At 61.0% G+C, this 21,455-nt stretch carries 19 protein-coding genes; 5 read left to right on the forward strand and 14 right to left on the reverse strand.

Annotated elements, in window-relative coordinates:
* Positions 1–119 precede the first annotated feature (119 nt).
* The 3 genes from AC3IT6_RS22890 to zwf are packed head-to-tail and all read right to left on the reverse strand — an operon-like array spanning position 120 to position 2,972.
* On the reverse strand, positions 120–785 hold the full coding sequence (locus tag AC3IT6_RS22890) for a bifunctional 4-hydroxy-2-oxoglutarate aldolase/2-dehydro-3-deoxy-phosphogluconate aldolase (protein WP_223457981.1): 666 nt from the start codon (positions 783–785) through the stop codon (positions 120–122).
* Positions 786–802: 17 nt separating this feature from the next.
* Positions 803–1,516 carry a 6-phosphogluconolactonase gene (gene pgl, locus AC3IT6_RS22895; RefSeq protein WP_489353001.1) on the reverse strand — a complete coding sequence of 238 codons (714 nt, stop codon included), beginning with the start codon at positions 1,514–1,516 and terminating at the stop codon, positions 803–805.
* Positions 1,503–2,972 (reverse strand): glucose-6-phosphate dehydrogenase, encoded by a 1,470-nt coding sequence (zwf, locus tag AC3IT6_RS22900; protein ID WP_489353003.1) that lies wholly within the window; start codon positions 2,970–2,972, stop codon positions 1,503–1,505. The genes pgl and zwf overlap by 14 nt, the downstream gene beginning before the upstream one ends.
* Before the next feature lie 228 nt (positions 2,973–3,200).
* Here zwf and AC3IT6_RS22905 point away from each other — a divergent pair, with 228 nt between their 5' ends.
* The gene (locus AC3IT6_RS22905; RefSeq protein ID WP_170948639.1) at positions 3,201–4,061 is read left to right on the forward strand and encodes a MurR/RpiR family transcriptional regulator; all 861 of its coding nucleotides are present in this window, start codon (positions 3,201–3,203) and stop codon (positions 4,059–4,061) included.
* Between the two features lie 148 nt (positions 4,062–4,209).
* Here the strand turns inward: AC3IT6_RS22905 and AC3IT6_RS22910 are convergent, their stop codons facing one another.
* From AC3IT6_RS22910 to edd, 11 genes are all read right to left on the reverse strand, one after another.
* Positions 4,210–5,064: a D-hexose-6-phosphate mutarotase gene (locus tag AC3IT6_RS22910; RefSeq protein WP_489353005.1), complete on the reverse strand. Its 855-nt coding sequence runs from the start codon at positions 5,062–5,064 to the stop codon at positions 4,210–4,212.
* Between the two features lie 113 nt (positions 5,065–5,177).
* A complete protein-coding gene (locus AC3IT6_RS22915; protein WP_095942741.1) occupies positions 5,178–6,524 on the reverse strand; it encodes a carbohydrate porin in 1,347 nt (448 codons plus the stop codon).
* A gap of 197 nt (positions 6,525–6,721) precedes the next feature.
* Positions 6,722–7,882, reverse strand: coding sequence for an ABC transporter ATP-binding protein (locus AC3IT6_RS22920; RefSeq protein WP_489353007.1), 1,161 nt, complete (start codon positions 7,880–7,882; stop codon positions 6,722–6,724).
* Positions 7,883–7,886: 4 nt separating this feature from the next.
* Complete coding sequence (locus tag AC3IT6_RS22925; protein ID WP_007974434.1) at positions 7,887–8,732, reverse strand: carbohydrate ABC transporter permease; 846 nt, start codon at positions 8,730–8,732, stop codon at positions 7,887–7,889.
* On the reverse strand, positions 8,725–9,633 hold the full coding sequence (locus AC3IT6_RS22930; RefSeq protein WP_008032969.1) for a carbohydrate ABC transporter permease: 909 nt from the start codon (positions 9,631–9,633) through the stop codon (positions 8,725–8,727). The genes AC3IT6_RS22925 and AC3IT6_RS22930 overlap by 8 nt, the downstream gene beginning before the upstream one ends.
* 157 nt (positions 9,634–9,790) lie before the next feature.
* Positions 9,791–11,089 carry an ABC transporter substrate-binding protein gene (locus AC3IT6_RS22935; RefSeq protein WP_489353009.1) on the reverse strand — a complete coding sequence of 433 codons (1,299 nt, stop codon included), beginning with the start codon at positions 11,087–11,089 and terminating at the stop codon, positions 9,791–9,793.
* Between the two features lie 117 nt (positions 11,090–11,206).
* Positions 11,207–12,466 carry a D-mannose isomerase gene (locus AC3IT6_RS22940; protein WP_489353011.1) on the reverse strand — a complete coding sequence of 420 codons (1,260 nt, stop codon included), beginning with the start codon at positions 12,464–12,466 and terminating at the stop codon, positions 11,207–11,209.
* Positions 12,467–12,702: 236 nt separating this feature from the next.
* The gene (locus AC3IT6_RS22945) at positions 12,703–14,130 is read right to left on the reverse strand and encodes an ATP-binding protein (protein WP_219098057.1); all 1,428 of its coding nucleotides are present in this window, start codon (positions 14,128–14,130) and stop codon (positions 12,703–12,705) included.
* A gap of 31 nt (positions 14,131–14,161) precedes the next feature.
* Complete coding sequence (locus AC3IT6_RS22950; protein WP_223445790.1) at positions 14,162–14,893, reverse strand: response regulator; 732 nt, start codon at positions 14,891–14,893, stop codon at positions 14,162–14,164.
* A gap of 176 nt (positions 14,894–15,069) precedes the next feature.
* Positions 15,070–16,029 (reverse strand): glucokinase, encoded by a 960-nt coding sequence (locus AC3IT6_RS22955; RefSeq protein ID WP_489353014.1) that lies wholly within the window; start codon positions 16,027–16,029, stop codon positions 15,070–15,072.
* Complete coding sequence (edd, locus tag AC3IT6_RS22960) at positions 16,026–17,852, reverse strand: phosphogluconate dehydratase (protein WP_489353016.1); 1,827 nt, start codon at positions 17,850–17,852, stop codon at positions 16,026–16,028. The genes AC3IT6_RS22955 and edd overlap by 4 nt, the downstream gene beginning before the upstream one ends.
* A gap of 220 nt (positions 17,853–18,072) precedes the next feature.
* Here edd and gap point away from each other — a divergent pair, with 220 nt between their 5' ends.
* The 4 genes from gap (at position 18,073) to AC3IT6_RS22980 (ending at position 21,370) form a co-directional block, all read left to right on the forward strand.
* Complete coding sequence (gene gap / locus AC3IT6_RS22965) at positions 18,073–19,074, forward strand: type I glyceraldehyde-3-phosphate dehydrogenase (RefSeq protein ID WP_489353019.1); 1,002 nt, start codon at positions 18,073–18,075, stop codon at positions 19,072–19,074.
* 149 nt (positions 19,075–19,223) lie between these two features.
* Positions 19,224–19,688 (forward strand): methylglyoxal synthase, encoded by a 465-nt coding sequence (locus tag AC3IT6_RS22970; RefSeq protein WP_489353021.1) that lies wholly within the window; start codon positions 19,224–19,226, stop codon positions 19,686–19,688.
* A 77-nt stretch (positions 19,689–19,765) separates the two neighbouring features.
* Positions 19,766–20,284, forward strand: a complete 519-nt coding sequence (locus AC3IT6_RS22975; protein ID WP_489353023.1) for an RNA polymerase sigma factor — start codon at positions 19,766–19,768, stop codon at positions 20,282–20,284.
* 120 nt (positions 20,285–20,404) lie between these two features.
* Positions 20,405–21,370 (forward strand): FecR family protein, encoded by a 966-nt coding sequence (locus tag AC3IT6_RS22980; protein WP_489353025.1) that lies wholly within the window; start codon positions 20,405–20,407, stop codon positions 21,368–21,370.
* Positions 21,371–21,455 lie beyond the last annotated feature (85 nt).

Raw genomic sequence — 21,455 nt, forward strand, 5'->3', positions numbered from 1 at the left:
GCAAGCCCGCTCCCACAGGTTTTGAGTCGTACCTGTTTGTTCCGGGCAAAAAAAAACGGTGCACCGACCAAGCGCACCGTAAAGCCGTAGAACACACAACGAGGTGTAGGGTGAAGCGATCAGTCCAGCAGCGCCAAAGCCTCGGCAGTGCATTCCTGAATGCGGGCCCAGTCGCCGTTCTTGATCCACTCCGGATCAAGCATCCAGCTACCGCCCACGCACATGACGTTTTTCAATGCCATGTAGCTCTTGATGTTGGCAGGTCCCACGCCGCCGGTCGGGCAGAATTTCACTTCGCCGAACGGGCCGCCCAAAGCCTTGATGGCTGCAACGCCGCCGCTGACTTCGGCCGGGAACAGCTTGAAGCGGCGATACCCCAGACCATAGCCTTCCATGATGCCCGAGGCATTGCTGATGCCCGGCAACAGTGGAATCGGGCTGGCGACGCTGGCTTCCAGCAGATCGCGGGTGATACCCGGCGTGACGATGAATTGCGAGCCCGCCGCTTCCGCCGCCGCCAGCATGTGGCGATCCAGCACGGTGCCGGCACCGGTCACCAGTTCCGGACGCTGTTCACGCAGAATCTGAATGGCCTTGAGGCCGAATTGCGAACGCAAGGTCACTTCCAGGGCTGTCAGGCCACCGGCCGCGAGGGCGTCGGCCAGCGGCAGAACGTCTTGCTCGCGGGCGATGGTGATCACCGGCAGAATCCGCGCTTTCGCGCAGATGCTGTCGATCAGGGCAACTTTGTCCGCCATGGAAACGGTCGGGGATAGGTTTGTCATAGCGGCTGTTCCTTGGCTCATGGGCACCAGTAAATCTCTAACGTGGGTTGCAGAAACGCGCGAATCGGCATTGCGGCGACATCGTCACCGGCCAGTGCGGTACTCAGGGTGGTCAGCTTGGACTGGCCGGAAATCGATAGAACCTTGTGTTTGGCCGAGGCCAGCAGTGCGCGGCTCATGGTCAGGCGCTGATGCGGCACGGTCGGCGCCAGCATCGGCCAGCAACGACGGACGCCATCGGCCTGCAATGCCTCGGCAAGGTTCGGGCTGTTGGGAAACAGCGACGCGGTGTGGCCGTCATCGCCCATGCCGAGGATCAGCACGTCGATCACCGGCAACTCCGACAGCAAGCGGTCGGCCTGCTCGGCCGCCTGTTCCAGGTTGGCGCTGGCGCTGTACAGGCTCAGGAACTGCGCCTTGGCCGCCGCGCCTTGCAGCAGGTAACGCTTGATCAGACCCGCGTTGCTGTCGGCGTGTTCCACTGGTACCCAGCGCTCGTCGGCCAGGCTGACCACCACGTTCGACCAGTCCAGCGTCTGCTTGGCCAGGTGCTGGAAAAACGCCACCGGGCTGCGGCCACCGGAAACAACCAGGGTCGCAGTGCCCTGGGCGTCGATCGCGTCGCTCAGTTGTTTCGCCACGTTCAGTGCCAGGCTTTCAGCCAGCAGCACCGGGCTCTTGTATGCATGGGCGCTGACGCCCTGCGGCAGTTTCAAATCAGATATCGCCATACCACGACCTCCCGTCCCGCGTGATCAGTGCAATGGAGCTCATCGGCCCCCAGGACCCGGCCGCGTACGGCTTGGGCGCATCACCGGATTTTTTCCACCCGGCGATCAACTGGTCACACCACTTCCACGCGGCTTCGATTTCATCTTTACGGACAAACAGGTTCTGATTGCCGCGCATCACTTCCAGTAACAACCGCTCGTAGGCATCGGGAATCCGTGCGCTGCTCCAGGTGTCGGAAAAATTCAGCTGCAACGGACCGCTGCGCAGCTGCATGCCCTTGTCCAGGCCTTGATCTTTGGTCATGACACGCAAGGAAATGCCTTCGTCCGGCTGCAGGCGGATAATCAGCTTGTTGCTGATTTGCAGGCGCTGCTCGGGAGCGAAGATGTAGTGCGACGGTTCCTTGAAGTGGATGACGATCTGCGACAGCTTCTGCGGCATGCGCTTGCCGGTACGCAGGTAAAACGGCACGCCGGCCCAGCGCCAGTTGCGGATGTCGGCACGCAGGGCGACAAAGGTTTCGGTATTGCTCTGGGTGTTGGAATTGGGTTCTTCCAAGTACCCCGGCACTGCTTTGCCTTCGCTGTAGCCGGCGATGTACTGGCCGCGCACCACCTGGGTGGTCAGGCCTTCCGGGCTGATCGGCGCCAGGGCCTTGAGCACTTTGACCTTCTCGTCACGGATGCTGTCGGCGGACAGGTCGGCCGGCGGGTCCATGGCGATCAGGCAGAGCAGTTGCAGCAGGTGGTTCTGGATCATGTCCCGCAGCTGGCCGGCCTTGTCGAAGTAACCCCAGCGGCCCTCAATACCGACCTGTTCGGCCACAGTGATTTCCACGTGGGAGATGTAATTCTGGTTCCACTGGGTTTCGAACAGGCTGTTGGCGAAACGCAGGGCGATCAGGTTCTGGACGGTCTCTTTACCCAGATAGTGGTCGATGCGGTAGGTGCGGTTCTCCGGGAAGAACTGCGCCACGGAGTCGTTGACCTTGCGCGAGGATTCCAGGTCCGAACCGATGGGCTTTTCCAGCACCACACGGGTGTTTTGCGCCAGGCCGACCTTGGCCAGGTTCTCGCAAATCGCGCCATACACGGCGGCCGGGGTCGCAAAGTAGGCGATGACTCGCTGCGAACTGCCAGCGGATTCGGCCAGGGCCACATAATCTTCGGCGTTGAGGAAGTCGACGTGCAGGTAGCTCAGGCGCGCCAGAAAACGCTCGACCACGGCTTCATCCAGCTCTTTGGCACCGACATAGCGGCGCAGCTCGGAGGTGATGAACGCCAGGTGTTCCTGCTCGCTGCCTGGCTCACGAGCCAGCGCGATGATCCGCGTGTCCTCGTGCAACAGGCCGGCGCCGTCGAGTTGATAAAGGGCAGGAAACAGCTTGCGCAAGGCCAGATCGCCAAGGGCGCCGAACAAGGCAAAGGTGCACGGTTCAACCGTAATCGAGAGCATGATGTTTGTTCTTTTATCAAGTTAAGCTACAAATACCTTTTTTCAAGGCATCACTCAAGGGAAAATGTAGTAATAACCACAACATTTTCGCAAAATACAGATTCCGAGTGGTGGTCGGTCGGAGCCATCAGTAGGATAGGCCACCGTTACGGGCCTCACCAAAGGCCCTTTTTGCATTAGCCGCGCGCTTATCGGTGCCGGTGAATCAAGGAAACTTATATGGACCGCGTGCGAAATTTACTGGAGCAAATCCAGAATCGCCTTGAAGAGCTGAACAAGGCCGAACGCAAAGTCGCCGAGGTGATCCTGCTCAACCCGCAGCAGGCCACCCGCTTCAGCATCGCCGCCCTCGCCCAGGCCGCTTCGGTCAGCGAACCGACGGTCAACCGTTTCTGCCGCTCGTTCGGCGTCAGCGGCTACCCCGAGCTCAAACTGCAACTGGCCCAGAGCCTGGCCAGTGGCGCCGCCTATGTCAGTCGTGCGGTGGAAGCCGACGACAATCCGGAGGCCTACACCCAGAAGATCTTCGGCAGCGCCATCGCCTCGCTGGACAGCGCCTGCCAGGCACTGGACCCGAACCTGATCAGCCGCGCCGTCGACCTGCTGATCCAGGCGCGGCAAATCCACTTCTTCGGCCTCGGCGCCTCGGCCCCGGTGGCACTGGATGCGCAGCACAAGTTCTTCCGTTTCAACCTCGCCGTCACGGCCCACGCGGATGTGCTGATGCAGCGCATGATTGCTTCGGTGGCCCATACCGGCGAGCTGTTCGTGATCATTTCCTACACCGGTCGCACCCGCGAACTGGTGGAAGTGGCGCGCATCGCCCGGGAAAACGGCGCCTCGGTGCTTGGCCTGACCGCCGAGAACTCGCCACTGGCCAAGGCCAGCACCCTGAGCCTGAACATCCCGCTGCCGGAGGACACCGACATCTACATGCCGATGACTTCGCGGATCATCCAGTTGACCGTGCTGGATGTGCTCGCCACCGGCATGACGTTGCGCCGAGGCGTGGATTTCCAGCCGCATTTGCGCAAGATCAAGGAGAGTTTGAATGCCAGCCGGTATCCGGTGGGTGACGAGTTCAACTGACCGATCCTGAATCTTTATTGCTTGAAAGGACGCCTTCGCGAGCAAGCCCGCTCCCACAGGTGACCCGGTTCCGTCAGAACGAACGCGGTCAAATGTGGGAGCGGGCTTGCCCGCGAAGGGGCCAGTCAAGACACCGCAAGATCCTGAACTACCCCCCCACCCGCGCCTGCAAACTCAAATGCGCCCGCTCCCCAGGCGCAAGGCACAGGCTGTCGGTGCCTCCACTCGCCGCTTCTACACAGACAAATTCGGATATCTCGTTCCAGGTCACGCCGAGCAATGGCCGCGAGCCGGGATGCCACACCACCGTGTCGGCCGTATCCCCGGTATCAATGCACAACGCCCGGTCCCAGGCGTGGTCATTGAGTTGCAATTCGCCGTCATGCTGGAACACCCGCTGGCATCCGCCGTCCACGCGCAATTCGCCTTCCTGCTGACAAACCTGCCGACTCAACTGGTCGTAACCCTGCGCCCCCTCGAGCCCAGACAGCGCTATCTCACTGACATCGCCAATACGCCAGTACGCATGCAAAGCCTGGCTCAACTGGCACGGCATGTCGTCCTGATGCTCGGTGCTCAGGCGCAGTTCCATGCGCTCACCCAGGTGCGCGTGCAGGTCCACCTGCCAGTCGCACAGCTTCAGTTGCCAGTGCAATCGCACGCCATCGTCGTCACTGGTGCTGTCGAGCAGCTTCCAGTCGAGCAACCGCGCCCAGCCATGGGACGGCCAGGCGTTTTCGCTCGGATGCCGGCCATACCACGGCCAACACACCGGCACGCCACCGCGAATGGCGCCGACCTGCGGCCACTTTGCCGCGCACCACAGCCAGGGTTTCTGGTCCTTGGGCTGGAAGTGCAACAACTGCGCGCCCTGACGGCTGAACACCGCCTGACACAGCGGATGATCGATCACCAGCACGTCGCGCGTCTGATAGCGCTCCCACGCGAACACCGGACGTTCGCGCAAGGATTTGAAGAAGCGTTGTAGCGGATGCTCAAGCATGTGCCACGGTCCTGAAATCAACTGTCACCGGGGTGCGCGGCCCGCAAAAAAAAGCGGACAGCCATGGCTGTCCGCAAATATGCGCACATGGAGAGAAGCTTATCGCAGACGCGTTAGAACACCGACTGAATTTTCAGGCCCGCCACCAGCGCGTTATCGACTTCATCCACACCACCCGGGTGCGTGACGTATTGCAGGTTGGGACGTACGGTCAGCCAGTTGGTCACGTGGAAGCCGTAGTTGATCTCGTAGTTGTATTCGGTTTCACGAATGGGCGAGAACAGCGGATTGTCGTATTCCGAAACACCGTTGGCGACGTTGGTCAGCTCGGCGTTTTTCTTCACGTCATCGTTGACATGGATACGAGCGAAACCGATGCCGACGTCATCTTTCGGACGCGCGTCGAACGGGCCCTTGTACACGAACATCAGCGACTGGTAGTTGTCGATGAAGTTGGTGTCCTTGTCGTGGAAAGTGGCGTTGGCCGCGATGTTCAGACCACGGGAAGCATCGCCATTGTGGCTGGTGAGTTGCTGCTGCGCGACGAACCAGTAGCCGTGCTTGCTATCGTGGACACGATAAGGGTTGCCGGTGGTCGCGGCGTTCTGGCCGTTGTCGTCCTCGAGAACGTCGTCGGCATCAGAGGTACTTTTGTAGTAACCGACACGGTATTCGCCCGGCAGGTTGTTAACCTTCGGCGACCAGACCAACTCGACCGGCAGGACGGTGCCATTGGTGCCACTGCCGCTGAGCTTGAAGCCGTTACCGTGTTCCAGTTGCGACGTGTTCTGGTTGTACGCGCCAATCTGTGCGTAGAGTTCGTCATTGATGTTGTACTTCACGCGGATCGCCGCCTGGCTGACCGGCCAGTTGTACCAGATGTTGGTCGCCCAGTTACCCACCTGGGAGCCGCAGAACGCCAGGTTCTGGAATTCGCACGGGAAGGTGTTGAAGTCTTCACCCTCACCGAAGTAACCGGCCTTGACGTCCAGCTTGTTATCGAAGAACTGGTGCTGAATCCACAGCTGGGTCAGACGGACCATGTGGCCACGACCATAGACTTCCTGGGAGGAACTCAAGGTGCCGGCACGCGGATCGCCGATACGGTCGTTGGAGATGTTCTCACCGTTACGGTTGGTGAGCTGGATCTTGGCCTGGGTGTTATCCCAGCCGAACAGTTTCTCCAGGTCCAGCGCCGCACCCAGGCCAAACTGGTCGGCGTAGCGCGCGGTCTTGTCATCGTTGAAACCGCCATGGAGGTTGCCACCGACTTCACCGACGTAGTCCATCTTGATGTCGATGCCTTGCTCGATCAACTTGGTACGCTCGCCCCCCCAGTCGCCCGTCATCCACTTGGAGTCGGAGCTGAACGCTTCATCGGCCATCGCATTGCCGGCCAGAACCAGTGCTGCCGCTGCTGAAACCTGGCAGATCAACCGGGCCTTGTTCTTCATCTTCATCCCTACTTCCTCGTTTTATTGTTATTAACTTTTCTTTTTTTTTAACGCGGTTACATCCGGTGCGATGCGCGACAGGCCGTGCATTGCGAATCCCCCTGTGGGAGCGGGCTTGCTCGCGAAGGCGGTGTGCCATTCAACGCAGATGTCGACTGATCCACCGCTTTCGCGAGCAAGCCCGCTCCCACATTTCTTGATCTTCAGCGGCCTTTGAATTGTGCGACGTTGTCAGCGTGCGCTTCGGTTTTCGGCACCCCGGCGACCCCCAGTCGCTCACCCGTCTTGGCATCGAACAGCAGCACTTTCGCCGGATCGAATTGCAGGGTCAGGGTCTCGCCCACCGCCGGCGCCACGTCCGGGGCCAGGCGGCAGCAGACCTTGGTGTCGTTGAGGTTGACGAAGATCAGGGTGTCGGGACCGGTCGGTTCGGTGACCTGGACTTCGGCACGAATGGTCGGCAAACCATTGGCTTCGCCATTGGCCAGGATGATCTGCTCAGGGCGCATGCCGAGGATCACTTCGCGGTCTTCAAGACCGGCGTCCTGCATGCCCAGCGGCAACTCGCAGCGGGCCTGGCCGCTGTCGAGCAACGCCAGCAGACGACCGTCCTTGCGCTGCAGGCGCAGCGGGATGAAGTTCATCGGCGGCGAACCGATGAAGCTCGCCACGAACAGGTTGGCCGGGTTGTTGTAGATGTCTTTCGGCGTACCGAACTGCTGGATGATCCCGTCCTTCATCACCGCCACTTTGTCGCCCAGGGTCATGGCTTCGATCTGGTCGTGGGTCACGTAGACCGTGGTGGTTTTCAGGCGCTGGTGCATCAGTTTCATTTCGGTGCGCATCTCGACCCGCAGCTTGGCGTCGAGGTTGGACAGCGGTTCGTCGAACAGATAAATCTTCGGTCGCCGTGCCAGGGCACGGCCCATCGCCACGCGCTGTTGCTGGCCGCCGGAGAGCTGGCCGGGCTTGCGGCTGAGCAGGTGTTCGATCTGCAACAGCTTGGACACCCGAGCGACTTCTTCGTCGATTTCGGCGGTCGGCATTTTGCGGATCTTCAGGCCAAAGGCGATGTTGTCGCGCACGCTCATGGTCGGGTACAGCGCGTAGGACTGGAACACCATGGCGATGTCGCGATCCTTGGGGCTCATGCCGCTGATGTCGGCGTCGTCCACCAGGATCGCGCCGCCGCTGATGGTTTCCAGGCCGGCGATGCAGTTCATCAAGGTCGACTTGCCGCAGCCCGACGGGCCGACCAGGATCAGGAACTCACCGTCATCGATTTTCAGTTCGATGTTTTTCAGGGTGTCCGGCAAGCCGGGGCCGTAGGTCTTGTTGACGTTGCGTAATTCGAGAGTTGCCATGTTTCTACCCCTTGACCGCGCCGGACGTCAGCCCACGCAGGAAATACTTGCCAGCGAATATGTAGACCAGCAGTGTCGGCAGCCCGGCGATCATCGCGGCGGCCATATCAACGTTGTATTCCTTGGCCCCGGTGCTGGTGTTGACCAGGTTGTTCAGGGCCACGGTAATTGGCTGGGCGTCGCCACTGGCGAACACCACGCCGAACAGGAAGTCGTTCCAGATCTGGGTGAACTGCCAGATCAGGCAGACCATCACGATCGGGATCGACATCGGCAGCAGGATCTTCAGGAAGATCGTGAAGAAGCCCGCGCCATCGAGCCTTGCGGCCTTGACCAGCGCATCCGGAATGCTCACGTAGTAGTTGCGGAAGAACAGCGTGGTGAACGCCAGGCCGTAGACCACGTGCACCAGCACCAGGCCGGTGGTGGTGTTGGCCAGGCCGAACTTGCCGAGGGTGAACGAGGCTGGCAACAGCACCGTCTGGAACGGCAGGAAGCAGCCGAACAGCAACAGGCCGAAGAACAGTTGCGAACCGCGGAAGCGCCACATCGACAGCACGTAGCCGTTCATCGCACCAATAAACGTGGAAATCAGCACCGCTGGCACGGTGATCTTCACCGAGTTCCAGAAGTAGCCGCCGACCACGTCCCAGGCCTTGATCCAGCCGATGCCGTCGATCACGGTCGGCCAGCTCAACAGGTTGCCGGTACGGATGTCTTCCGGGGATTTGAAACTGGTCAGCAGCATCACCACCAGCGGGATCAGGTACACCGCCGCTGCCAACAGCAGGGTGGCGTAGATCGCGATGCGGCTGAAACTGATGCCCGATTTGCCGAGTTGATTAGTCATGGCGTTTGCCTCGCAGCTCGGAGTACAGGTACGGCACGAGGATGGTCAGCACGGCGCCGAGCATCAGCATGGCGCTGGCCGAACCGATGCCCATCTGGCCACGGCTGAAGGTGAAGGAATACATGAACATCGCCGGCAGGTCGGAGGAGTAACCCGGACCGCCCGCGGTCATCGCCGCGACCAGGTCGAAGCTCTTGATCGCGATGTGCGCCAGGATCATGAAGGCACTGAAGAACACCGGGCGCAGGCTCGGCAGGACGATCTTCAGGTAGATGGTCGGCAGGCTCGCCCCGTCGACTTGCGCGGCACGGATGATCGATTGATCGACACCGCGCAGACCGGCGAGGAACATCGCCATGACAAACCCGGAGGCTTGCCACACGGCGGCGATCACCAGGCAGTACACCACGCGATCCTGATCCACCAGCCAGTCGAGACGAAAGCCTTCCCAACCCCAGTCACGCAGCATCTTGTCCAGGCCCAGGCCTGGGTTGAGCAGCCATTTCCACGCGGTACCGGTGACGATCATCGACAGCGCCATCGGGTACAGGTAGACGGTGCGGATGAAGCCTTCCTTGCGAATGCGCTGGTCCAGCAGCACCGCGAGGAACACACCCAGCACCAGGCTGATGCCGATGAACATGCCACCGAACAGCGCGAGGTTCTTGCTCGCGACCCACCAGCGGTCGTTGTCCATCAGGCGCATGTATTGCTGCAGGCCGACCCACTTGTAGCTCGGCATGAAGCTGGAGTTGGTGAAGGACAGAATGAACGTCCAGATGATGTAACCGTAGAAACCAACCAACACGATCAGCATGCTCGGCGCCAGTACCAACTTGGGTAGCCAGCGTTGCAGCGCATCGAACGGTGAGGCTTTGCTGAAAACCGCCACAGAGCTCATCGGGATAATCCAGGTTTAGAGAAATGAATCGACACGGTGATCCGTTGTGAGAGCGGGCTTGCTCGCGAAAGCGGTGTGTCAGTCGACATCAATGTTGAATGTCAGTCCGCATTCGCGAGCAAGCCCGCTCCCACATGGGGTCAGGCTGTGTCAGGGATTACTGGGCAGCTTTGACAGCCGAGGCCAGTTGGGCGCTGGCCTTGGCCGGGTCAGCATCCTTGTCGTTCATGAAGTTGGTGACCACGTCGAAGATCGCGCCTTGCACGGCCAGGGAAGTGGCCATGTTGTGCGCCATGCTCGGTTGCAGGCCGCCGGTCTTGTCGTCCGCGATGAAGTCCTTGGCCGACTTCTGGGCGCACTCGTCGAAGCCGAGCTTGTCCATTTCGTTCAGCATGTCGTTACGCACCGGGATCGAACCCTTGTTCATGCTGAAGACTTTCTGGAAGTCGGTACCCAAGGCGACCTTGGCCAGGTCTTGCTGGGCAGCGATGTCGCCCTTGCGATCGGCCTTGAGCTTGAACACCGCCAGGGAGTCGATGTTGTAGGTGAAGGCTTTTTCAGTGCCCGGGAACGCTACGCACTGGTAGTCCTTGCCCGCGACTTTCTTCGCCGCAGTCCACTCGCTTTTCGCCCAGTCGCCCATCATCTGCATGCCGGCCTTGCCGTTGATGACTTCGGCCGCGGCGATGTTCCAGTCACGACCGGCGCGGTTCGGGTCCATGTAGGTGGTGATTTTTTTCAGCTCGGTGAAGGACTTGGTCATCTCCGGGCCGGACAGGGTTTTCTGGTCCAGGTCGACCAGGGCTTTCTTGTAACCGTCGGCGCCCATGACCGAGAGCACCACGTCTTCGAATACGGTGCTGTCCTGCCAAGGCTGACCGCCGTGGGCGAGCGCGATGAAGCCGGCAGCCTTGAGCTTGTCGCCGGCGGCATAGAATTCTTCGAGGGTAGTCGGGGCTTTTTCGATCCCGGCTTTCTTGAACACCTCCGGGTTGATCCACAGCCAGTTGACGCGGTGGATGTTCACCGGCACGGCGACGTAGTCACCTTCGTACTTCACGGTGTCGGAGACTTTCTTCGACAGCAGGCCGTCCCAGTTTTCAGCCTTGGAAACGTCTTTCAACGCGTCGGTGCTGAGCAGGCCGGTGCTGCCCCACTCCTGGATGTCCGGACCTTTGATCTGGGCAACGCCCGGCGGGTTGCCGGCTACGGCGCGACTTTTGAGTACGGTCATGGCCGTGGAACCGCCACCGCCGGCGACTGCGCCGTCCTTCCAGGTGAAGCCGTCTTTTTCGACTTGAGCCTTCAGGACATCGACTGCTGCTTTTTCACCACCGGAAGTCCACCAGTGAACGACTTCAACGGAACCTTTGGATTCGGCGGCCAGGACACTGAGAGGGAGTGCAGACAGGGAAGCGAGAGAAATGACAGTAGCGAGGCGAGAAATCGCATTCATCTAGGAGCACCTTTCTTGTTGTTATGCATGCAAGTCTGTTGCTTGCGCTGCATAAGATTCTAAACAGGGGATATCCCCTCGCAGGTAACGAAGGGATGCGCGAGTGTCACCGCATGGTTACATAGAACCGCTCTGGGACAACTGCGCCAGCGCCGTGGCCATGCTCGGTGCCAGCGCCAGGCGCGGAATCAGCACGGCTTGCCAGGCGTGGTAAAGGTCAGGTTTGCCGGGCCAGATATCGGCACTCGGGCGGTTCAGCGGGTCGAGTTCGTGATGCCAGCTGCCACCTTCGCGGTCGATGAAATGACTGTCACAGAATTCCCAGAATAGTCGGTACCAGTGTTCGTATTGTTCATCACCTGTGCGCTTGAGCAAGGCACTGGCGGCGGCGCTGGCTTCGCAATGGGTCCAGTGCAGGCGATGGCGGACCACCGCTTTGTTGTCCCAGTCGAGGGTGTAGACAATGCCCGGCGCGCCATCGACATCCCAGCCGTGGAGGCAATTGTGCTCGAACAGTTTTTGCGCGTCGGTGACCAGCCAGCCGGGCGTAAGCATCCCCGCTCTCACCCGCGAAGCTTCGAGGTGCAGCAGCAGCCGCGCCCACTCGAAACCATGGCCCGGGGTGGTGCCGTAGGGGCGGAAGCCGTCGGCCGGATTGTCGCGGTTGTAGTCCCGCTGCGGTTGCCAGGCGCGGTCGAAATGCTCGATCACCAGGTAATCGTTGGCGGCGGCGTGATCATGGATCACGCGCTCGACGATGCGCTGGGCACGGCACAGCCAGCGGTTGTCATCGGTGACATCGGCCAGGGCGAGGAAGGCTTCGGTGGCGTGCATGTTGCTGTTGGCGCCCCGGTACGCCTCCTCTTCACTCCAGTCGCGATTGAAAGACTCGCGCATCGCGCCTTCTTCTTCGCTCCAGAAACAGGTGTCGATGATATCGATCGCATCATCGAGCAAGGCTTGCGCTCCTGGGCGCTGCGCGACCACCGCAGAACTGGCGGCCAGCGCGACGAAAGCGTGCAGGTAGGCATTCTTGCCGGTATTGCCGTCACGATGTTCGGCGGCCGCGAACCAGCCGCCATGCAGCGCGTCGCGCAATGGTCCGCGCAGGGCGGCAACGCCGTGATCCACCAGCTCGGCAAAACCCGGCAAGCCCTGAATATGGGCCATGGCGAAGCTGTGGGTCATGCGCGCGGTGTTCATGGTCTGGGCTTGCGCATCAGCCGCGAGGCGGCCTTTTTCATCGAGGTTGCCGAAGCCTTCAGGCAGCTTCGAAGCCTTGGCGAAGGCCAGCAGGCGCAAGCCTTCGGCGGCGAGCCATTGCTGATGGGCAGGTGCGTTCAGCCAACTGCTGAAGGCCGGTTGGAAGGTGTCCATGGCGTACCTTTTTTGTTGTTATGACTGTGGGGCAGCATAAACAACGGGGGAAGGCAGGCTTGTAACGAAGGGGGTGGGTTATGTCACCAGGCTGTGACATTCATCTTGAGGTATGTGTTGGATGATCTGACGCCTTCGCGAGCAAGCCCGCTCCCACACTTGATCGCATTCCATCTGGATGAACTCGGTCAAATGTGGGAGCGGGCTTGCTCGCGAAGAACGATAACGCGGTCTGACTAGTCAACGCTGCGGGGTAACTGCAGGGTCACCCGCAATCCGCCCTCACGCAAATTCTGCAAACTCACCTCACCGCCATGGCTATGGGCAATGTTGCGGGCAATCCCCAGCCCCAAGCCATAACCCTGCTGTTGCCCGGCCAGGCGGAAGTGCGGTTCGAACACCTGCTCCAGGCGCTGCTCCGGCACGCCCGGCCCTTCATCATCGACATGCAGGATGAACGCGCTTTCGTCGTCATCGATGTGCAGGTGCGCGTTCTGCCCGTACTTCAATGCATTGTCGATCAGGTTGCCGATGCAGCGCTTGAGCGCCAGCGGTTTGCCCGGGTACGCCGCCAGTGCCCGCCCTTGCTGGGTCACGCGGCCGTTGCCATTGGGGGCAAGGTACGGCTCCACCAGACAATCGAGCACATGGTTGAGATCCACCGGCTCGATGTTCTCGTGGATGTCGGTGTCTTTCACGCATTGCAGCGCGCCCTTGACCAGCAATTCGAGCTCGTCCAGATCACGCCCGAACTTGGCTTGCAGCGTTTCGTCTTCGAGCAATTCAACCCGCAGGCGCAGGCGGGTGATCGGCGTGCGCAGGTCGTGGGAAATGGCGCTGAACAACTGGCTGCGCTCGGTCAGGTAACGGCTGATGCGCTCGCGCATGGTGTTGAAGGCGCGCCCGACCTCGACCACTTCGCTGCCGCCGCCCTCAGCCACCGGCTCCACGTCGGCCCCCAGCGACAGGTCCCGCGCCGCCCGCGCCAGGCGCTTGAGCGGACGACTCTGCCAGTGCACCAGCAGGCCGATGAACAACAGCAAAAAGCTGCTGGTGAGGACGATGAACCACACCTGCTGCGCCGGCAGGCCCTGCTCTTCAAGACTGGTGTAGGGCTCGGGCAACAGCGAGGCAATGTACAGCCATTCGCCCGGCGCCATCTGGATCTGCGTGACCAGCACCGGCGGATTCACCGGCTCCAGGGTCAACGCGTAGTGCGCCCAGGAGCGTGGCAACTCATCGAGCTTCAGGCCGCCATTGAAGATGCGCAGGTCTTCCGGGCTGACGAAGGTCACCGAGATGACCGTGTCCTGGCCGAGTGACTGGCGCAGCACTTCGTCCACCGCTTTGAGCACCGCCTCTTTGCGCGGGGTGATGGGCAGCACTTCCATGCCCAGGGGCTTGTCGTTGAGCGTCACCACGAACCGGGTGCCGCCCATGCTGCGCAACTGGTCGAGCACCAAGGGGCGATACGCCACTGGCAACGAACGGAAATAACTGACGCTGGCGGTCATTGAATGGGCCAGGCTGCGGGCGCTGGTGACCAGGCCCTCGAGCTGCGTGGCGCGCAGTTGCGACACCCAGATCACGCTCGACAACGTCTGGGCGAACAACACCGCCAGCAAGGTCAGCAACAACATCCGCCCAAGCAGTGAACGCGGCATCGGCACCTTGGCGGCGAGTTTGCGCAAAGTCTCAGTGGCCATTGCCGGCAACCACATTGGCTGCCAGTTGGTAGCCGCTGCCGCGCACGGTGCGGATCAGCCGTGGCGGTTTTTCCGTATCGCGCAGGCGCTGGCGCAACCGGCTGACCGCCATGTCGACGATGCGATCCAGGGGCATCAGTTCACGGCCGCGGGTGGCATTGCCGATGGTGTCGCGGTCGAGGATTTCCTGCGGGTGATCGAGGAACAGCTTCAGCAGCGCGAAGTCGGCGCCCGAGAGAATCACCTCTTCGCCGTCGATGTGGAACAACCGATGGCTGACCATGTCCAGCCGCCAGTCATCGAAGGCCAGCACCTCACCGCCACTACGCTCCTGACCGAACTGCGCGCGGCGCAGCAACGCCTTGATCCGCGCCTGCAATTCCCGTGGGCTGAAGGGCTTGCCGAGGTAGTCGTCGGCGCCCAGTTCCAGGCCGATGACACGGTCGGCTTCGTCAGAACTGGCGGTGAGCATGATGATCGGCACCTGCGCCTGACGCGGATGCTGGCGAATCCAGCGGCACAGGCTGAAGCCGTCCTCGTCGGGCAACATCACATCAAGGATCACCAGATCACTCGGCGCCTCGTTCAACGCCTGACGAAAGCCGGCACCGTCGGGCGTGGTACGTACCTGGAAACCGGCGCGGGTCAGGTAGGTATCCAGCAACTCGCGTATCTCTTGATCGTCATCGACCAACAAAATCGACTTGTTGACTGAGCTCACGGGCGGCGTCCTTGTTGTTTGAATTGGGCGGATTATGCCTTAAGCACCGATTTTACAAACACTGAAGAACAATTGTGGGAGCGGGCTTGCTCGCGAAGGCGGTGTATCAGTCAACGAATATGTTGAATGTAAAACCGCTTTCGCGAGCAAGCCCGCTGCCACATTTTGATCGTATTTCAGGCCGGGAGAGATTGTTCCAAGGCCACACCCGCACCCATCAATCCCGAATACGGCGCCGTCACCAGCCACACCGGAATCCCCTTGAAGTAATCGCTCATGCAACCCTTGTCGGCGAAGCACCGGGCGAAACCGCTTTCGAGGAAGAAATCGGCAAAGCGCGGAATCACTCCGCCAACGATGTACACGCCACCACGCGCGCCGGTGGTCAGTACGTTGTTGCCGGCCACGCGACCCAGCCAGCAGCAGAACTGCTCGAGCACTTCCACGGCAATCGGGTCGCCCGCCAGTCCGGCAGCGGTAATCGCTTCCGGTGTGTCGAGCACTGGCGTGTGCCCGTCCACCGCACAGATCGCCCGATAGACGCGGGGCAAGCCGCCACCGCTCAGGGCTGTTTCTGCACTGACATGGCCAATTTCGTTGAAGATGTGCTGCCAGAGTTGGGTTTCACGCGGACTGCTCAATGGCAGATCGACGTGACCGCCCTCCCCCGGCAACGCGGCGAATCGGCCCTCACCCAGATCGAGCAAGGTGCCGACGCCCAGGCCCGTGCCCGGGCCAATCACCACCGCCGGGCGCAGCGGCTCCGGCGTGCCTTCGCAGACCACGCGGAATTCGCCGGGCTGCAAACGGGTCATGCCCAGGGCCATGGCCGAGAAGTCATTGACCAGCAACAACTGGTCCACCTGCAAGGTCTGGCAAAAGCCCTTGCGGCTCAGGCGCCAGTGATTGTTGGTGAACTTGAATTCGTCGCCGCTCACGGGACCGGCTACCGACAGGCACACCGAACCGATCGAACCCGGCGCCAGCCCCAGGCCATTGAGGTAGAGGCTGATTGCCTCCTCCGGGCTGGGGAAATCTGCCGTTGCCAGCACCTGGACCGATTCCAGTTGCTGGTTTTTCCACAACGCGAAACGTGCGTTGGTCCCACCGATGTCACCGACCAAAGCCAGTTTCAATTAAGCGTCTCCAGGGCAGAAGTGAAGGCGCTGGCGCCCTGCTCCGCCGAGCTGAAGGCCATGCGCATGAAACCGAACAGCTCGCGACCGGTGCCGATGTTGTTACCCAACAGACCTTTGGCCGGTGTGCGCGCTGCAAATTCTTCGGCGTCCACCTTAAGCTCCAGGGTGCCTTTGACGCCATCGACGCGGATGATATCGCCCTCTTGCACCCGTGCCAAAGCGCCGCCTACGTAAGCTTCGGGGCTGACATGAATGGCCGCCGGGATTTTCCCTGATGCGCCGGACATGCGCCCGTCGGTCACCAGCGCGACTTTGAAGCCGCGATCCTGCAGCACGCCGAGGAACGGCGTCATCTTGTGCAACTCCGGCATGCCGTTGGAGCGTGGACCCTGGAAGCGCATCACCGCGACAAAATCCTTTTCCAGCAAACCGGCCTTGAATGCATCGGCCAGGTCCTGCTGATCCTGGAACACCATGGCCGGCGCTTCGACGACCTGGTTTTCCACGGCCACGGCGGAGACTTTCATCACGCCACGACCGAGGTTGCCTTCCATCACCCGCAGGCCACCCTCTGCCGAGAACGCGCGGGCAACTGGGCGCAGGATGCTTTCATCGAGGCTGTCGGTCACGCCTTCGCGCCACACCAGCTGGCCATTGTCAAGGAACGGCTCCTGGGTGTAGCGGCTCAGGCCGTGGCCCATCACGGTGTTGACGTTTTCGTGGAGCAACCCGGCTTCCAGCAGTTCACGGATCAGGAACGACATGCCGCCCGCGGCCTGGAAGTGGTTGATGTCGGCTTTGCCGTTCGGGTACACGTGGCTCAGGGTCGGCACGACTTCGGAGAGGTCGGCCATGTCCTGCCAGGTCAGCTGAATGCCCGCCGCCATGGCGATGGCCGGCATGTGCAGGGTGTGGTTGGTCGAGCCGCCGGTGGCGTGCAGCGCGACAATCGAGTTGACCAGCGAACGCTCGTCGACGATTTCGCCGATCGGCATGAAGTCGCCATTCTGCTTGGTCAAACGCGTGACCTGATGTGCCGCTTCGCGGGTCAAGGCGTCGCGCAATGGCGTGTTCGGGTTGACGAAGGACGCGCCCGGCAGGTGCAGCCCCATGACTTCCATCAGCAACTGGTTGGTGTTGGCGGTGCCGTAGAAGGTGCAGGTGCCAGGGCTGTGGTAGGACTTCATTTCCGATTCCAGCAGCTCCTCGCGGGTCGCCTTGCCTTCGGCGTACTTCTGGCGCACGTCGGCTTTCTGCTTGTTGGAAATGCCCGACACCATCGGCCCGCCCGGCACGAAGATCATCGGCAGATGGCCGAAGCGCAGCGCGCCCATCATCAGGCCCGGCACGATCTTGTCGCAGATGCCGAGCAGCAGCGCGCCGTCGAACATGTTGTGGGACAGCGCCACGGCCGTGGACAACGCGATCACTTCGCGGCTCGGCAGGCTCAGCTCCATGCCCGGCTCGCCCTGGGTCACGCCATCGCACATGGCCGGCGTGCCACCGGCGAACTGGCCGACGGAGCCGATTTCGCGCAGGGCTTTCTTGATCAGTTCGGGAAAGACTTCGTACGGCTGGTGCGCCGAGAGCATGTCGTTATATGACGAAACTATCGCGATGTTCGCGGAGTTCATCATCCGCAGGCTGTGCTTGTCGTCGCTGCCGCAACCGGCCACGCCATGGGCGAAGTTGGCGCATTGCAGCTTGCCGCGCATCGGACCGTCGCTGGCCGCACCGCGGATCAATGCAAGGTAGGCCTCACGCGTGGCGCGGCTGCGGGCGATAAGCCGTTCAGTGACCTCAAGGACGCGGGGATGCATGTGTAGAACTCCAGGCTAACGGATGTGGCGACCTGATTGTCTATGCTGATCAAAGGCCGGTGTCGATGGGATGACAGACGGTTTATTTGACCATTCGGACCAGTTGATTCAGGTCACTCGTTGTAGATCGAACAAAATATTGCCATCAAAAAGGCTTGTTTTCTATTTTTTTACGAATAATCTTGTAATTCCAACAACAAAACGACGGTAGCGCCGCAATATGACTCTTCGAATCGCAATCAATGGTTTTGGCCGCATCGGCCGTAATGTCCTTCGCGCACTCTATACCCAGGGCTACCGTCAGGACCTGCAGATCGTCGCCATCAACGACCTTGGCGACAGCGCGATCAATGCTCATCTGCTCAAGTACGACACCGTTCACGGCACGTTCGATGCCGATGTCCAACACGACCAGGAGAGCCTGACGGTCAACGGCGACCGCATTTCGGTCAGCGCCATCCGCAATCCGGCCGAGCTGCCTTGGGCCGCGGAAAAAATTGATGTCGTGTTCGAATGCACCGGTCTGTTCACCGACCGGGCCAAGGCCGCCGCGCATATTACGGCCGGCGCGCGCAAAGTGATCATCTCGGCCCCGGCCAAGGGTGCCGACGCCACCGTCGTTTACGGGGTGAACCACGACATTCTGCGCCAATCGCACCAGATCATTTCCAACGCGTCGTGCACCACCAACTGCCTGGCCCCGGTGGCCCAGGTGCTGCATCGCGAGCTGGGCATCGAAAGCGGCCTGATGACCACCATCCACGCCTACACCAACGATCAGCACCTGACCGATGTCTATCACGTCGATCCATACCGCGCCCGTTCGGCCACCCAGAACATGATCCCGAGCAAGACCGGTGCTGCTGAAGCGGTGGGCCTGGTGCTGCCGGAACTGGCGGGCAAATTGACCGGCATGTCGGTGCGCGTCCCGGTGATCAACGTGTCGCTGGTGGACCTGACGGTGCATCTGAAAAAAGAAGCCAGCGCAGAGGAAGTCAATGCGCTGATGAAAGAAGCCAGCCAGCACTCGAAGATCCTTGGCTACAACACCCTGCCGCTGGTCTCCAGCGACTTCAACCACAACCCGCTGTCGTCGATCTTCGACGCCAACCACACCAAATCCACCGGCAAGCTGCTCAAGGTACTGGCGTGGTACGACAACGAATGGGGCTTCTCCAACCGCATGCTCGATAACTGCCTGGCGCTGTGCAACGCTGAATAAGCAGCACGCCCCCCGGTCTTGTAGGAGCGAGCTTGCTCGCGATGGATGTAAGGGCCCCGCGCTCATTCAGGCGACCCTTGTCATCGTTAACGACCATCGCGAGCAAGCTCGCTCCTACAGGGTGCGTGTCATTTCTGGAGCAACAACCCATGATCGGCATCAGCTTTACGCAAAAGACCCTGGCGGCGCGCAAGCGTATCGCCCTGGTCGCCCATGACCACTGTAAGGTGTTCTTGCTGGACTGGGCCGAACGGCAAAAAGACAGACTGGCCCAGCATGATCTGGTCGCCACCGGCACCACGGGGTTGTTGTTGCAACAACGCCTCGACCTGCCGGTGCAAAGCATGATCAGCGGGCCACTGGGCGGCGACCAACAGCTCGGTGCGCAAATCGCCGAGCAGCGGGTCGACATGCTGGTGTTTTTCTGGGACCCGTTCGAACCCCAGCCCCACGACCCGGACATCAAGGCGTTGCTGCGGGTCGCGGCGGTGTGGAACATCCCGGTGGCGTGCAACGAATGCAGCGCCGACTATCTGCTCAGCAGCCCGCTGATGGATCAGGCGCACCTCCATCGGATTCCCGATTGCGCCACCTATTTGCAGGGTCGCGCGTAAAGCTTCACAAATCAGTACTTGACCATTCGAGTAGATGATAAGCATTATCATCTACTCGAAATGGATCAGGTTCTCCCGTGAGTCAGTCGCGCTTCAACCACGTTTTCCTCACCCAGCGCACCTCCCTGCTGCGCACGCTGGAACGGATGGTCAACAATCACAGCACTGCTGAAGACCTCCTGCAGGAAACCTACCTGCGGGTGACCCGTGCATTGAGCGAACGGGCCATCGATCATCTTGAGCCCTTCGTCTTCCAGACGGCGCGCAACCTGGCGCTGGACCATTTGCGCGCGCGGCGCATCCATTCGCGCACCATGGTCGAGGACGTGCCGCAGGAGCTGGTGCACAGCATCGCCGCCCCCACCAGCAGCGCCGAAGACGCCGCCCACGCCGAACAATTGCTGGAGCGCCTGAACGTGAGCCTCAGTGAACTCAGCGCCCGCCAACAGCGGATTTTCATCCTCAGCCGCCTGCACGGGCACAGCTACCAGGAAATCGCCGAGGAGCTGAACGTGTCCCTCAGCACCGTGCAGAAAGAACTCAAATTGATCATGTCGATCTGCATCGGGGTTGCCGATCGCTTGAACGCCAACTGAGCGTCAAGGCCCTGCGCTTATCTGGACCGACTGCGCTGATCATCGGGCTTTGCTACCCTTGGCCCACTTTTACGCTTCACTAAAAAAACAGCCGTGCACAGACACTGCCGAGGAAACACCGTGACGGACAACCACCGCTCCCCTGAGCCTTCATCGGCGCAGGACCCCGCAAGCGCGATGGACCAGGCCCTGGACTGGCTGATCGTGCTCGGCAGTCCCGACGAGGAGCAGAGCCGCCAATTCCATGCATGGCTCGACGCCGATCCGTTGAATGCCCAGGCGTTCGCCAAGGCCCAGGCGATCTGGGACGGCCCGCAAGTGGCGCAGTGCGCGCAAAGCCTGGCCGCGCGTCCGGCGAAAGTCACTGTCCTCGCCCGTCTGCGTCCGCACTGGAAACCACTGGCCACCGCCGCCGTGCTGCTGCTCGGGCTGTTCAGTTTCAGCAGTTTGCCAATGCGCCTGCAGGCCGATCACCTGACTGTGGTCGGCGAGCGTCAGCGCCTGCAACTGGAGGACGGTTCCAGGGTTTTGCTCAATACCAATTCGGCGTTCTCAAGCACCATCAACGACCAGCAACGTGTTGCCCGCCTGTATCAGGGCGAAGCGTTCTTCGAAGTGCAGGCCAATCGCGGCCAACCACTGGAAATCGACGCTGGCCCGGTCACGGCCAGCGTTCGCGATACCGCGTTTGCCGTGCGCTACCTCGACGGTGTGGCGCAGGTGCGGGTGCAACGCGGCGATGTCGACTTGCGCGCCACCCGGGATGATGCGCGGGTGCGCTTGTCCGCCGGGGAAAGCATTCGCATCGGCCCCAACGGCTTCGACCGCCCGGCCAAGCTGGATGCCGCCACCGACCTGGCGTGGGTCCAGGGACGGCTGGTGTTCGAAAACTGCCCGTTGAACCAGGTGCTGGCAGAACTTCGCCGCTACTACCCGGGCTGGATCATCAACAACAACGAACAGTTGGCCGGTATCACCGTAACGGGCAACTACCGCCTCGATCAGCCGCTGGACGTGGTTCGCTCCCTGGCACACATCACCTCGGCCCGGCTCCAGGAATTCCCGGCGCTGGTCATTCTGAACTGAATGAGAATTATTTTTACTCGATAGCCAAACCCCGTACGTCTCGTTATAGCCAATGCAATTGATTCGCATCTCACCATGCCGATCA

Source organism: Pseudomonas sp. KH_017, assembly GCF_057840285.1.